Origin of the sequence: Paenibacillus naphthalenovorans (assembly GCF_001465255.1) — a bacterium.
Lineage (GTDB): Bacteria > Bacillota > Bacilli > Paenibacillales > NBRC-103111 > Paenibacillus_G > Paenibacillus_G naphthalenovorans.
Window position 1 is genome coordinate 4612874 of sequence record NZ_CP013652.1, and the last position, 14514, is coordinate 4627387.

A 14514-nucleotide genomic window follows, 5' to 3' on the forward strand; every position below is an offset into this window, starting at 1 on the left:
GATTCATCCTCCGGTTCGCAGGGGGCGTGCTTGGAGCATGTTCCGATTTGCCTCATATAAAACCGGTTCTTTTTTCTCAAAATTGAAGTTAAAAATGGAACAAAAAAAGTTTGACAGATTTGTGATATGTGTTATAATTTGAAATATCGACAGAATCTAATATATTAGATATTAGATTCCTGATTGCCCAAAATGGAATCGTTTACAATAAAACGGTTTCTCGGCATGCAAACAACAGGAGGTTGAGACGTATGGAAGCGTCTGCGACGAAGAAAGCTTCTAAGTTCAATCACGGGATTATCGATTGCGATGTGCATCAGTGTGTCAAAAGCTATGACGATTTGAAGCCTTATATGCCGCGGGTATGGTGGGATCGATTGAAGGCCCACAATGCGACATTGCCTTTTCTCTTGTACCGTCCGATCCCCTTGGAACGCAGCGATGCAGCACCCGGCAACGGACTTCCTCCGGGCTCCGACCCCGAATTCGCGAAGGCCGATTTACTGGATCGCTACAATATAGAAAGAGCGATTCTGACAGGCAACCTGTTGTCCATCTCGGCGCACAACAATCCGGATTACGCCGCGGCGCTGGCCTCCGCATTCAACGACTACACGATGGATACGTGGCTTCCAAGCGATGAGCGCTGGTTGGGGTCGATTGTCATCGCAACGCAAGACCCGCTGCTCGCCGCCAAAGAAATCGATCGTCTGGGGTCGCATCCGAGAGTAGTTCAAGTGCTTATGACGTCCGGATCACGCGAGCCTTACGGACAGCGACGCTACTATCCGATCTACGAAGCGGCGGTACGCAACAACCTGGTGATCGGGATTCACGGCGGCGGGGAAGGAGACGGCATCAACCCGCCGACAACGGCAGCAGGGTACCCGACGACGAACTTTGAGCGCCACAACATCCTGGCGATCCACCACATGTCGCAGTTGAACAGCCTTGTTTGTGAAGGCGTTTTCGAAACGTTCCCGACGTTGAAGGTGGCTTTCATCGAGGGCGGCTTGGGATGGCTGCCGCATCTGATGTGGCGGATGGACAAAAACTTCCGTGCGATGCGCAGCGAAGTGCCGTGGTTGAAGTACAAGCCGAGCGAATATATTTTGAAGCATGTCCGCTTGACGACCCAGCCGATCGAAGAGCCGGACAACAGGGAACTGGTTCAAATGCTCCAATTGATGCGAGCCGAAAAAACGGTAATGTTCTCGACGGACTATCCGCACTGGGACAACGACGCTCCATTATTCGTGCTGAACAAGCTGCCTGAAGAGATGCGCCGGCGGGTAGCGTATGAGAACGCCGCCGAGATGTATCAGCTGCAGGAAAGAGGCTTGCTGGCAGGAGGTGTAGCGAAATGACGAAGTATGATGCCGTCGGAGTAGAAGAGCTTGAAGCCGGAGCATGCAAGATTGTAACGATTGCGGGAAAAAGCATCGGCGTATACTATAACGGCAAAGAATATTATGCGATCCGCAATGTGTGTCCTCACCAGCAGGTCGAGCTGTGTAAAGGGAAGTTCACGGGAACGACGCTGGAATCCAGGCCGCATGAATACATTTACGGAAGAGAAGGCGAGATTCTGACCTGTCCCTGGCATGCATGGGAGTTTGACGTGAAGACGGGGAAGGCGCTGGTCGACCCGGACCGGTACAGAGTGAAAGTGTACGAGGTATCGGTTGAAAATAACAGAGTATGGGTACATGTGGATTAATGGTGTTTTTAGCTGATCATCATTCTCGTTAATTCTCTCGATAACTATAAATTTATGGGTCATATAGTATGGGATTCTGGGAGCTGAAACATGATAACGCTTAAATTGGATCCGGAAGGGGATTCACTCAGTGAACGCGTTTATCTGTCTTTAAGACAAGCGCTCTTAAAGGGAGAACTTTATCCCGGTTTCCGGTTGGTCGTTTTAGATATCGCCAATTCTCTAGGGATAAGTCAAGCTCCGGTCAGAGAGGCCATGGAACGGCTGAAACAAGAAGGCTTGCTCATCAGCAAGCATAACAAAGGTTCATTCGTATCCGATATTACGCAGAAGAAAATCGAGGACATCTATGAAATGCGGGAGCTGATTGAAGGCTTTGCCGTAAAGAGAGCGCTGCCAACATTGAAATCAAGCGACATCGATTATTTGAACCGATTGTATTCGGAAATGAAAAGGTGTGCCCAAGAGGATGATGTATTCCGATTGATCGAATATGACATGCGCTTTCATGGTTTGTTCTACGAACGCTGCGGCAATGAAGTCCTGTCTCAGCAATGGAATCAGATCCATGTTCAAATCAAGAGATTCATAGCGGTTGCGACGCAAATCTATTTCCCTAACTTGGAAGCGGTTGCAGACAGCCATATTCCGCTTCTCCGTTCTCTGGAAAACGGCGACGTTCATGAAGCGGAAGCCATCTTTAGCGATCATATCAAAGTATGGTGGCGGACGAAAAAATGAGTTGTCCAATAAAATCGGATAAAGGAGTGAGAAGGATTGCCAGAATCCCAGCAGTATTATGATACGCTGCAAGAAAAGCTGTACTCCGCCGTTATTTCTGATATCCTGGATGCTCACGGCTACAGAAATCAGACCATGCATCCGGATATTCGGCCGCTGACTCCGGATATGGTTATCGTGGGACGAGCCAAAACGGTGCAGGTGGCTGATGTGCACCGGATTCCGGAAAAGCCTTATGAGAAACAGATTCAGGTTCTGGATGCGATTCAACCGGGCGAGATTTTTGTAGGAGCGGTCAACGGCTCTAAACGCTCAGCCTTTTTTGGAGAACTGATGTCAACAGCGACACAGGTTGCCGGCGGCAGAGGAGCCATCATCGACGGGATGGTCAGAGACGCCAAAAAAATTCTGGAATTAGGATTCCCCGTATTTTCTATAGGATTTCGGCCTACCGATTCCCTGGGGCGAAATGAAGTGATCGAGTACGACGTTACGATCGAATGCGGCGGAGTTACCGTTCAGCCGGGAGATCTCATTTTTGGCGATATGGATGGCGTTGTCGTGATTCCAAAGGCAATAGAAAAGCTGGTCATAGAGCAGGCGCTGGATAAAGTCAGCGGAGAAAATCTGGTTCGCGACAAAATTCGTGAAGGCATGAAAGTTTCAGAAGTGTTTCAAACCTATGGTATTTTATAAAACAAATGAAAACTAGGGGGATATACGATGAACAAAACAATGAAACTTGGAACGGTTGGATTACTTCTTGGAGCGACAATACTGGCTTCAGCCTGTGGCAATCAAGCATCTACGCCAGCAGGGGGATCCGATGCAGCGGAAACACCTAAAAAAGAAGCTGTGAAGTTCCCTACAAAGCCGATCGAGCTTATCGTACCTTTCGCTGCCGGCGGAGGAACGGATCTGGTGGGCCGTGCTATAGCCGAAGCACTGAAGCCTTTGCTTGGACAAGATGTCGTGGTTGTCAATAAGACCGGCGGATCCGGTTCAGTCGGAATGAATGAAGTCGCTCAAGCCAAGGCCGACGGGTACAAAATGGTCATGGCGACACGGGAGATTGTCTCGAATCCGCTGCTCGGTCTTGCGCCATTTAAAACGACCGATTTCAAGTTTGTAGGGAACATTAACAGAGACCCCGCCATGATTGTCGTCTCCTCCAAATCGAAATACAAAACGTTTGAGGACCTGATTAACGATATCAAAGCCAACCCTGGAAAATTAAATTTCGCTTCATCCTCTACACCTAGCTTATATGGTATTCCATTTGCCGAAGCTGCCAATTTGGATTTTATTACGATTCCTTTCCAAGGTTCGGCCCAGGCGATTGTCGAGGTATTGGGCGGCAGAGCTGAATTCGGAATTTACAACCCGGGCGAAGTCAAATCCCAAATCGAAAGTGGAGATTTACGCCCGCTCGCAGTAATGAACGACAAGCGGCTTGAAGGATTCTTCAAGGATGTGCCGACTGTAAAGGAAAAAGGAATTAATGTCGATTGGGCCGGAACTTACCGCGGGATTGCCGTACCTAAAGATACGCCGGATGAAGTTGTAAAAGTGTTGGAAGAAGCGCTTGGCAAAGCAGTGAAGGATCAAAAGTTTGTTGAATTCATGAATAAACAAAATCTGTTTATTGATTATTTAAATTCAGCAGAATTCCAGGAAATGATTAAGAAGGATACGGTAGCATTGGATGCCATTGTACAGGTAGTGAACAAGCAAAAGAAATAATCATGAGGAATGGGGGCGGAGCATGATCTGGTCAATTCTCCCGCCCCTTTCGAATGCTTTGACCCTGTACTTTTGAGAAAGGGTGTGTAAGATTGAAAAACGCGGGTATGTGGGCGGCTTTACTTCTGCTCGGATTTTCAGGATTTATGTTTTGGCAGTCTTTATCTTATCCTTATTATACTCCTGCGGGCCCTGGGCCTGGTTTTCTTCCAAGATGGATATGCATCGCTTTAATCGTGCTCTCTATTTTGTATCTGTGGGAATCGATTAAGAAAAGCGTGATTTATTTTTCGGAAATTTTACCAAAAGGAAGGCCTTTAGCCAGTGTGCTTGTTGCATTAGGTTCCTTGCTCGTATTTATTGTCATTGTAGATTTTACGGGGTTTGTCATTTCTGCTGTCGTGTTATTGTTTATCTCTTTGGTTCGGGAATATAAGTGGTATTCGGCACTAGGCATTTCGATTGTCACTTCACTATTTGTTTTTTATGTGTTTTATACGCTGTTGGGTGTTCCACTGCCTGTGAACGCACTCGGATGGTAAGGAGGAAATAATTTGGAGTCGTTTGCACAACTAATCATGGGATTTGAGACAGCTCTGAGTTGGTGGAATCTGCTGTACTGTTTAATTGGAGTTACCATCGGAATGCTGGTTGGCGTCCTGCCTGGTTTAGGGCCGACAACCGCTACGGCACTTTTGCTGCCGATCACTTTCTCGATGGAGCCCGTGTCGGCCATCATCATGCTGGCGGGGATTTATTACGGTTCCCTGTATGGCGGCACCATCACTTCAGTCCTGATTAATACACCAGGTGAAGCGGCCTCGGTAATCACCTGTCTCGACGGTCATCCGCTTGCCAAACAAGGTAGGGCTGGAACCGCGTTGGGCGTTGCCGGTATCGGTTCCTTTATCGGAGGGATTTTCACGACGCTGGGGCTCGTATTTGTTGCGCCTCCACTCGCCGCAATGGCATTGGAATTCGGTCCTCCGGAATTTTTCGCGCTTATTTTGGTTGGCCTGGTCATGGTCATTGGTTTAATGGGAAAATCATTGGTTCGCGGATTGATATCCGCCCTTCTGGGTTTAATCCTATCCTTGGTTGGTATGGATACGATTTCAGGGGCCGTGCGTTTTGATTTGGGGCAGCCCTTTTTAATGAGCGGTTTGGATTTTGTGACCATCACCATGGGTTTATTCGGAATTTCCGAGGTCCTTTCCGGGATGGAAAACATGTCAAAAGCGGAGAAGCCCGCCAAGGTAAAGGGACTTCTTCCCAAACGGGAAGAATGGCCGGCTACGTTAAAGGCGATTGGCCGTGGTACAGGAATTGGATTTTTAACAGGTCTCATTCCAGGCTCCAACTCCGTTATACCTGCAATCCTGTCTTATTCTTTAGAAAAAAAGCTTGCCAAGGACCCTTCAAGGTTCGGTAAAGGCGCCATTGAAGGCGTTGCAGGGCCGGAGACAGCGAACAATGCTTACTGCGGCTCGGCCATGATTCCATTGTTCACACTGGGAATTCCGAGTTCACCAACGATTGCAATTCTTTTTGGAGCTTTTATCATGCACGGCCTTACGCCAGGGCCTACTTTATTCCAAACCAACCCGGACATCGTTTGGGCGATTATTGCCAGTATGTTCATCGGGAATACGATTCTTCTGATCATGAACCTGCCGATGGCGGGGATGTGGGCGAAGATTGCCATGGTTCCCGGGAAATTGCTTTATCCTATGATTATTGTCGTTTCCGTAATCGGAGCCTATAGCGTAAACAACAGCCTTTGGGACGTAGGGATCATGTTTGTGTTCGGTGTTGTCGGATACTTTATGAAAAAACTGGAAATTCCTTTGGCGCCTCTCGTATTGACTTTTGTTCTGGGTAAAATGCTGGAGACTTCTTTGCTGCAGTCGTTAATCTTTTTCAAGGGTGACTTTATGGGTTTCTTCCAACGCCCTATCGCAGGCACGTTACTGGTAATTTCAGCGGTGATTTTGATCTTTAGCATTTATTCCAGCGTTAGAAACAAAAGAGGCTTCCTTGCGGATGACGTTGAAGCGTAATCCATTCATTCCTTCATATGATGAATATTTTAGTTAATATGATGAAATAGATGAGTATATCGACGAGCCCAGACCTTTATCAGGTACTGGGTTCGTTTCGTTAGGCGGCCGGATTAATTGTCCTTAAGCAGAGAGGTGATCCGGTTTGTCGCTTCTTGGATGGCTGCGATCATCTCCGGTTCCCTTTTCTCCTGAGCCGTGACGAACGGGATACAGATGCTCATACTGGCAATCATTTGGCCGGTGGAATCATAGATAGGAGCGGCAAAACATTTGCAGGCTTCATAGGATTCGGCATCATCAATGCTGTAGCCTCTCTTTCTTATTCGTTCCAGTTCGGCAATGAGCTCATCCACGCTGGTGATCGTATTAGCGGTTAATTTTTCAAATGGGTACCCTTCATACAGCAATCTGATCTGCTCATTGGAGTGGGCGGACAAAAGCATTTTGCCAACGGCTGTAATATAGGCGCTTTGGGCCCGGCCGACCTCCATATGATAGCGCAGGGGATTGGTCGATTCCTCAAAAGCAATGTAGACGATATCCAAGCCGTCCAGAACAGCCAGGTGGACATTTTCGTTAAATTTGCTTTTGATTTGCTTCATAATGGGCTTGGCTATCGGAACTAAAGGAGTGGCAGACATCATATTGGAAAATTGATAAAATTTGGAGCCCAAAAAAAGCTTGCGGGATTCGTCCATTTTTAAGTACCTGCGCTGCAGCATCGTATGTACCAGCGCATGGATGCTGCTGTCGGCGATATTAAGCTTTTTGCCTAACTCCCGAATATGAAGCCCGTCACTGTGCTTTACCAACGCCTCTAGTATATCAAACACCCGATCTGCAGATTTGACCGGTGTGAAAGGCTTGTTTTTCATCGGACAACCCCCAAAAGTACATGATGTTACCCTGATTATAGCATAGCCGGCCCGGTCTAAGTATATGTTCATCTCATGATATTGTCGTTTAATAGGGTATATTTTTTATCATATACGAAAAGAGATTCCCTGTATATGAAATTTAAGGAAATTTTTCGTTTGACAAGAAAACGGATACAAAGTAACATATTACATATATAGAAAAATAAATATCTCATATGTGAAAATTTTCGACTTCAACCATCGATAATGAGGGGAAAGTGATGCCGGCAGACGTGAGTTCCACTGATTTGAAAGCGATTCCAAAAGATGCGGGTGGTAAAGCTTACATGGTTAATGATTAATCTATTGAGGGAGTGATCATGAATGGCACAAGTTGAAGTCAAAGCACCGGAAAAAAAGGTTCGAATGAAACGCTCGATGATTGACTGCGATGTCCATCATCTTGCCCCGGTATCTGCGGTAAAAGACCATTTGCCGAGGTTTTACCGTGATCAGATTGATTTGTGGGGATGGAGGCTTCCGGGTCCGATCTATTTAAACGGCGGGGTTCAGGGGTTAACCGTTGACTCGACTCCTCCGGACGGCACCAACCCTCTTGGCGGTCGCGGTGACCTGGAATATTTGAGGTCGCAGCACCTGGATCCGTTCAACGTCGAATACGGCATATTAACCGGAAGCGATTACTCATTCCAAGCTTCACCCGATCCCGATTATGCGGCAGCGATCTGTTCCGCGCTTAATGATTATACGATAGAGCATTGGACTTCAAAGGACAAAAGGCTGAAGGCCTCTTTGTTTATTGCAAAGCAGGATCCGCTGCTGGCAGCCAAAGAGATCGACCGGATCGGTTCGCATCCGGACATGGTTCAGGTTATCGTGGCGAACGGTGCTGAGAAGCCCTATGGAAACCGTTTTTACCATCCGATTTATGAGGCTTGTGTGCGGCATAATTTGCCGTTCAACATCCATGTGCTTACCGAAGGGCTAGGCATCAACACAGGACCGACAGGTGCCGGTTATGTGACCTACTACCCCGAGTATAGGGCTGCAAGACCGCAGGTCATGATGGCGCACCTGGCCAGCTTTATCTTTGAAGGGGTGTTCGAGAAATTCCCGACATTGAAGGTTGTGCTTCAAGAGGCCGGTGCGTTCTGGATTGCACCGTTCTTATGGAAGCTGGATTCCGATTGGAAAAGTCTCCGTTTCCAAACGCCATGGGTGAAAAAAGCGCCCAGCGAATATTTTCGCAGCAACGTCAGAGTGACCTCCCAGCCGATCGAGATGCCGCCGAGCACAGAGCTGTTCCAGCAAATGATGAAGGCAATTTATGCCGATGAATGCTTAATGTTCTGCAGCGATTTTCCGCATTGGGATTTTGATTCTCCGCTGTTGACATTCCCTAAATTGGATGATGCGCTATGGGAAAGAATCTTCTATCAGAATGCAGCGGACTTATATGAACTTCCCGCACGAAGAAGCGATCAAGGAGGAGCAGAGGGATGAAACGGTTTCTGGCAGGAAAGGTATCCGAAATTCCTGAGGGTTCAAAGAAAATAATTCAGGCCGAAGGACGCAGCGTCGGCGTTTATAATATAGCGGGGCAATATTATGCGCTGCGCAACACCTGCCCGCATCAGGGAGCTGAGCTTTGTTCCGGTATTACGGCATCGTATATTACTTCTTCCGGTCCGGGAGATTTTGTTTACGAACGCGAAGGCGAGATCGTCCGCTGCCCTTGGCACCAATGGGAATTCGATATTAAGACGGGCTGTATGATCACGGATCCGAAGATGAGGACGAAAACATATGATGTCACCGTGGAACGGTACGATGTCTCCGTTGAGGAGAATCAGGTGTATGTCCATCTGTAGGAGACTGTACTTGTACATAAAGCCGGGCTTGGAGCCTGGCTTTCTATGTAAGCGAGAAGATTATCCATATGGGATGGAGGTAATATTTTTATGAAGAAGAGAGGAATGGCTCTGGGGTTAGCAGCTGTAATGGCATTGAGCACGCTATTGGCCGGATGCGGAACCGGCAGCACCCAAGCCACCGGCACGCAAGGAGCAGGCGGCACGGCCAAAACCGTTGAGCTGAAATTTGGTCATGTACTATCCCAGGATAGCCACTTTCAGGTGATGGCCGACAAGATGGCGGAGCTGGCTGCAGCAAAGTCCAATGGTACCATTAAAATTACGGTGTTCCCTCAATCTCAGTTAGGCGGGGACTCGAAGATGATTCAGTCCATGCGTACAGGAGTTCAAGCATTGTCGATTACGAATCAGGCCTCGCTGGTAAATACGGTTCCGGAATTGACGATTTTCGATCTGCCTTACTTGTTTGACAGCATAGATCAAGCGAATAAAGTGCTTAACGGCCCCGTAGGTCAAAAATATCTGGATTTGCTCCCGCAGCATGGACTTATCGGGTTGGGGTATATGAGTGTAGTGGAACGCAACGTATTTGCCAACAAAGCGATCCATAAGCCCGGGGACATGAAATCATTAAAGCTCAGAACGATGCAGGCCCCGGGGCACATCAAAGCTTATGAGCTGCTGGGGACACAACCGACGCCGATGGCTTATTCCGAAGTGTATTTGTCCCTGCAGCAAGGGGTGGTAGACGGAGGAGATACGCCTCCCGACCAATTTATTATGGATAAATTTATTGAAGTAGCCAAGTTCTATAACATGACCAAGATTCATTACTTGCCTCTGATTTTGACGATGTCCAAAATGCAATGGGATAAGATGAGTCCGGAACAACAAAAGACCGTTCAAGAAGCGGCCAAAGAAGCATTGGCCTTCCAAACCGAATACTACAAAAAAGAATACCATGATTCGCTCGAAAAGATGAAGGCGGCCGGGGTTAAGGTCATCGAAACCGATGTCAACGCTTTGAAGGAACAAACCAGTAAGGCTTACGATGTGATTTTGAAGGATATTCCGAACGGAAAACAGCTTTTGGAAGAAATTGAAGCTGCAAAGAAACAATAATTGGTTATGGGGGCTGAAATGGCCCCCATCTGTACCCTTCAAGCCGACAATAGAAAGGGGTTGATTTTGTGCTGCTCATCAAATTCGTTGATAAGTTAAATAAAGTGATGGAATGCCTTGCCGGATTCGCATTGGCACTGATGACTGCCGTTGTATTTGTGCAGGTATTCGTTCGATTTGTACTTGGCGAATTGGGCATTCAGGCATCGGTGCCATGGACGGAGGAATTGGCAAGATATCTCATGATTTGGGCCATTTTTATCGGTGCAGCCGTTGCTGCGCGTAGAGTCGATTCGCTAGCTGTGGAAATCTTGATTCAGGTCGTTCCGCCGTCAGCGGGAAAAATATTGAAACTCACTGCCTATCTATTCGTTCTTGTTTTTTATGTGTGCATTTTCTTTGTTGGCTTAGAAATGGCACAATTCGGATTCTCAGAAAAGGCTCCCGTCTTGAAAGTGCCGATGGTTTACGTATACTCGGCGATGTCCATAGGCGCAGCTTTGACGATTTTGAATACGGTCACATCTTTAATCGATATTTACGTTAACAAAAAGGATATTCTGGATACATCAGATGAAGAAATAAACGCAGAAGTCGAGGCGGCAATAGAAGATTACAAGAAGAACAGAAAGGAGATCGCCGTATGATTTCGTTATTGTTCATTTCCTTTATTGTTTTTCTGTTCATCAGCCTTCCGATTGCTGTTTGTTTGGGCTTTGCTTCCTTAGTGGCTTTATATTTGAAAGGGATTCCTCTGATTACAGTGGCTCAATCCGTATTTGAAAGCTTGGACTCCTTTGCTCTGATGGCGGTTCCCTTCTTCATATTGGCGGGTAACCTGATGCAGACTGGCGGCATGTCCAGACGATTAATTAACCTGGCGAATGTTCTGGTCGGTTGGTTCAGGGGCGGTCTGGGATCGGTAGCTGTGTTAACCTCCATGTTTTTTGCGACCATTTCAGGCTCCTCGTCTGCAACAACGGCAGCAGTGGGTTCAACACTAATACCGGCGATGGAGAATAAGGGGTATCCGAAGAACTTCGCCACGGCTACATGTGCCGCTTCCGGTGAGCTTGGAGTCATCATTCCTCCGTCCATTCCCATGGTCGTTTATGGTTTAGTAGCGAACGTTTCGGTTGGCAGTTTATTTTTGGGCGGATTTATTCCAGGTATTATGATTGGTCTTTCCCTCATTCTGGTCATTATCATTGTTGCGAGAGTGAAAGGCTTTGACGTTGTCAATCGAACAAACAAACGTCAATGGTTGAAAGATTTGTGGAAAGCATTTCTGGATTCGGCGTTAGCCCTCCTCATGCCCTTCATTATTCTCGGGGGGATCTATAAAGGCTGGTTTACACCCACAGAGGCTTCTGTCATTGCGGTGGTTTACGGTTTTGTCATAGGGATGTTCGTTTATCGCGAGATTAAATGGAAAGATTTAATGCCCATTTTTTCCAGATCGATTCTTGCGACCGCAGTCATCATGATGATTGTAGGCTATGCATCGATTTTCGGTTACATCTTAACCGTTGAAGAGGTCCCGCAAAGGCTGGGTAAAGCGATAGCCGAATTTTCGGATAATCCTATTGTCTTTTTGTTGTTGGTCAATATCTTCTTATTTGTTGCGGGAACGATCATGGAAGCGTTAATCACCATTATTATTGTAGCCCCTATTCTGGCTCCGATTGCTATACAATTTGGAATCGATCCTGTTCACTTCGGGATTATTATGGTGGTTAACGTTGCGATCGGCATGTTAACTCCGCCGGTAGCCGTAAATCTGGTGGTGGCCTGTCAAATTGCCAAATTGAAAATGAGCCAATTGACTCGTCCTGTATTGTTATACCTGGGCATTTTAACTTTAGATGTTCTAATCATCAGCTACGTTCCCATACTATCTACCTGGCTTCCTTCATTTATGTAGTGTCGGGTAAACAGCGTAAGGGGAATGCGGTATCATGATCTGCTTAACCGGGTGAAACAAATAAATAAATACGTGGGGAGAAAATGATGATGAAAGCTGCGTTTTATGAAGGAAACAGAACGATTCGGGTAGGAGAAGGCCTCAGTGTGCCGCCTCGCACAGGGGAAGTGCAAATTGAGGTTTCGCATGCCGGCATTTGCGGAACGGATCTGCATATTTTTCACGGCCATATGGACAAAAGAGTAAGCTTTCCTCATGTTATGGGTCATGAGATGTCGGGGGTGATTCATGCGTTAGGAGAGGGCGTTACCGGTTATGGCGTTGGAGACCGTGTGACGGTGATGCCTCTAAGCCCATGCGGTCAGTGTCCAGCCTGTTCAGCCGGACACAACCACATCTGCCAGAACTTGAAATTTCTCGGCATTGAAACGCCCGGAGCCTTTCAAAGCTTGTGGACGGTACCTGCCTTTACCCTGCACCGTCTTCCGGATAGCTTATCCTTAGAGCATGGGGCCATGATCGAACCGCTGGCTGTGGCATGTCACGATGTAAGAATCGGTGAAGTAACAAGCGGGGAATATATTGTCGTGCTTGGCGGAGGGCCGATCGGCATGCTGATTGCTCTGGTAGCCAGAGAAGCGGGAGCCAAAGTATTAATATCGGAAATCAATCCGTTTCGTCTGGAATTAGCCAAAGCGCTCGGTTTGGATACGATCAATCCAAAAGAAGCAGACATTGTCGAATATGTCAATAAACAAACGGGAATGGCAGGAGCCGACGTCGTGTTCGAAGTCACCTCATCGGCAGCCGGAGCGGAAGTCATGACCCGACTGCCCCGTACGCGTGGCCGCATTGTAGTGGTGGGGATTTTTACACAGCCGCCGAAAGTGGACCTCCACCGGTTTTTCTGGCGGGAGTTAAAAATGTCCGGAGCAAGAGTGTATGAGCATGAGGATTTTGAAAAAGCGATACAGCTGTCCGCATCCGGTCAATTGCCGCTGGATCGTTTGATTACTGAAATTTATCCTCTGGAGCGGTTGGAGGAAGGATTCAGGCAAATGGAAAGCGGAAGCAGCGTAATGAAAATTTTACTGAAGTGCTCCTGATTTTGATCTTATACGACTAGGGGGATAACCGGTATGAAAAAAACATCGGCCATCATTGCAACAGGCTCTCTTCTTCTGATGACTCTGTTCGCTTCAGGCTGCGGAAATCAATACGTGAATTCGAGTTCGGCGGAAACGAAGCCGGAAAAGAAAGAAGAAAAAAAGACCATTAATTATCCTGCGAAGCCGATTGAAATCATAGTTCCTTTTGCTGCAGGAGGCGGGACGGATATCATGTGGCGCGCTCTGGCTGAATCGATGAAGACGGTGCTTGGCCAGGATGTCGTTATTGTGAATAAAACCGGCGGATCCGGTGCGGTAGGCATGAATGAAGGGCTTCAAGCGAAGCCCGACGGATACAAATTAACGGCGGCAAACCGTGAAATTGCAGCCCTTCCTGTGCTCGGTCTGGCCCCGTTTAAAACATTCGATTTTAAGTTTATCGGTAAGGTCAATACGGATCCCGCCATGGTGGTTGTTTCTTCCAAATCAAAATATCAAACATTTGAAGAGTTGGTTGCCGATATCAAAGCCAATCCGGGAAAGCTGAATTTCGCCTCCTCCTCCACACCAAGCTATTACGGCATTCCATTTGCCGAAGCTGCCGATCTGGATTTTGTCACGATTCCTTTCCAAGGCACGGGGCAGGCCATTATAGAGGTTTTGGGCGGAAGAGCCGAATTCGGAATTTATGGGATCGGTGAAGTAAAAAATCACATCGAAAGCGGGGGATTGCGTCCGTTGGCCCTTATGGCGGATAAACGAGCCGAAGGTTATTTTAAAGATGTGCCGACCATGAAGGAAAAAGGGATCAACGTGATTGCCCATGCCTATCGCGGTCTTGCCGCACCAGGCGGTACACCCGACGAAATCATAAAGATCCTGGAAGATGCTCTCGCCAAGGCAGTGAAGGATCCCAAATTTATTGCGTTCATGAATAAACAAAACCTGTTCATTGACTATCAGAATGGAGCAGACTTTAAAAAGATGCTTGAACAAGATCTGAAAGATTTGGAAGTGGTCGCAGAGGTCGTAAAAAGGCAGAAATAATATAGAAAAAGTGAATTGACAGATGGGTTGATTGTGCTATAATGTGAAGTATTAACTGATATATTAGATATCAGTTAATATACAACAGGATTTAGAATGTTGAAGAGATGGAAAGCGGGGATCAAAGATCTGTTGAAGGATGTGACCTACAGAAAAAACTATAACGAGTAGAGCTGGATGGCACGAAAATGGAACCGTTTACATCTTGTTGGAGTCTGTATTGTAAGGAATTTACATGCATTCATGTTGGCCTGATGGGGCCATTTCAAGCATGGATGTACGCGGTTTGTGGT

15 protein-coding genes are annotated in these 14514 nt (G+C 47.1%); 14 read left to right on the forward strand and 1 reads right to left on the reverse strand.

The features are described 5' to 3' along the window. The first annotated feature begins 251 nt into the window (after positions 1-251). The 7 genes from IJ22_RS22755 to IJ22_RS22785 all read left to right on the forward strand — a co-directional run bounded on the left by IJ22_RS22755 (position 252) and on the right by IJ22_RS22785 (position 6264). Positions 252-1367 carry an amidohydrolase family protein gene (locus IJ22_RS22755; RefSeq protein ID WP_062410397.1) on the forward strand — a complete coding sequence of 372 codons (1116 nt, stop codon included), beginning with the start codon at positions 252-254 and terminating at the stop codon, positions 1365-1367. Next, the gene (locus IJ22_RS22760) at positions 1364-1720 is read left to right on the forward strand and encodes a Rieske (2Fe-2S) protein (RefSeq protein WP_062410398.1); all 357 of its coding nucleotides are present in this window, start codon (positions 1364-1366) and stop codon (positions 1718-1720) included. Before IJ22_RS22755 ends, IJ22_RS22760 begins: the two co-directional genes overlap by 4 nt. Before the next feature lie 90 nt (positions 1721-1810). Beyond that, positions 1811-2461, forward strand: coding sequence for a GntR family transcriptional regulator (locus IJ22_RS22765; RefSeq protein WP_054820101.1), 651 nt, complete (start codon positions 1811-1813; stop codon positions 2459-2461). A 36-nt stretch (positions 2462-2497) separates the two neighbouring features. After that, entirely contained in the window at positions 2498-3157 is a 660-nt protein-coding gene (locus IJ22_RS22770) for an RraA family protein (protein ID WP_062410399.1), read from the forward strand. A 27-nt stretch (positions 3158-3184) separates the two neighbouring features. Continuing rightward, the gene (locus tag IJ22_RS22775; protein ID WP_054820104.1) at positions 3185-4204 is read left to right on the forward strand and encodes a tripartite tricarboxylate transporter substrate binding protein; all 1020 of its coding nucleotides are present in this window, start codon (positions 3185-3187) and stop codon (positions 4202-4204) included. A 92-nt stretch (positions 4205-4296) separates the two neighbouring features. After that, the gene (locus IJ22_RS22780; protein WP_062410400.1) at positions 4297-4746 is read left to right on the forward strand and encodes a tripartite tricarboxylate transporter TctB family protein; all 450 of its coding nucleotides are present in this window, start codon (positions 4297-4299) and stop codon (positions 4744-4746) included. A gap of 12 nt (positions 4747-4758) precedes the next feature. Then, on the forward strand, positions 4759-6264 hold the full coding sequence (locus IJ22_RS22785) for a tripartite tricarboxylate transporter permease (protein WP_235594198.1): 1506 nt from the start codon (positions 4759-4761) through the stop codon (positions 6262-6264). 113 nt (positions 6265-6377) lie between these two features. Here the strand turns inward: IJ22_RS22785 and IJ22_RS22790 are convergent, their stop codons facing one another. Continuing rightward, on the reverse strand, positions 6378-7142 hold the full coding sequence (locus IJ22_RS22790) for an IclR family transcriptional regulator (protein ID WP_062410402.1): 765 nt from the start codon (positions 7140-7142) through the stop codon (positions 6378-6380). Between the two features lie 366 nt (positions 7143-7508). Between IJ22_RS22790 and IJ22_RS22795 the strand changes: the two genes are divergently transcribed. The 7 genes from IJ22_RS22795 to IJ22_RS22825 all read left to right on the forward strand — a co-directional run bounded on the left by IJ22_RS22795 (position 7509) and on the right by IJ22_RS22825 (position 14221). Then, positions 7509-8648, forward strand: a complete 1140-nt coding sequence (locus IJ22_RS22795; protein ID WP_062410403.1) for an amidohydrolase family protein — start codon at positions 7509-7511, stop codon at positions 8646-8648. After that, complete coding sequence (locus IJ22_RS22800; RefSeq protein WP_062410404.1) at positions 8645-9016, forward strand: Rieske (2Fe-2S) protein; 372 nt, start codon at positions 8645-8647, stop codon at positions 9014-9016. Before IJ22_RS22795 ends, IJ22_RS22800 begins: the two co-directional genes overlap by 4 nt. Positions 9017-9106: 90 nt before the next feature. After that, positions 9107-10141 carry a TRAP transporter substrate-binding protein gene (locus tag IJ22_RS22805; protein ID WP_062410405.1) on the forward strand — a complete coding sequence of 345 codons (1035 nt, stop codon included), beginning with the start codon at positions 9107-9109 and terminating at the stop codon, positions 10139-10141. A gap of 68 nt (positions 10142-10209) precedes the next feature. Further along, a complete protein-coding gene (locus IJ22_RS22810; protein WP_062410406.1) occupies positions 10210-10788 on the forward strand; it encodes a TRAP transporter small permease in 579 nt (192 codons plus the stop codon). Beyond that, complete coding sequence (locus IJ22_RS22815; protein ID WP_062410407.1) at positions 10785-12065, forward strand: TRAP transporter large permease; 1281 nt, start codon at positions 10785-10787, stop codon at positions 12063-12065. Before IJ22_RS22810 ends, IJ22_RS22815 begins: the two co-directional genes overlap by 4 nt. A gap of 83 nt (positions 12066-12148) precedes the next feature. After that, positions 12149-13171, forward strand: coding sequence for a zinc-dependent alcohol dehydrogenase (locus IJ22_RS22820; protein ID WP_235594199.1), 1023 nt, complete (start codon positions 12149-12151; stop codon positions 13169-13171). 33 nt (positions 13172-13204) lie between these two features. After that, positions 13205-14221, forward strand: a complete 1017-nt coding sequence (locus tag IJ22_RS22825) for a tripartite tricarboxylate transporter substrate binding protein (RefSeq protein WP_062410409.1) — start codon at positions 13205-13207, stop codon at positions 14219-14221. Positions 14222-14514: the final 293 nt, after the last annotated feature.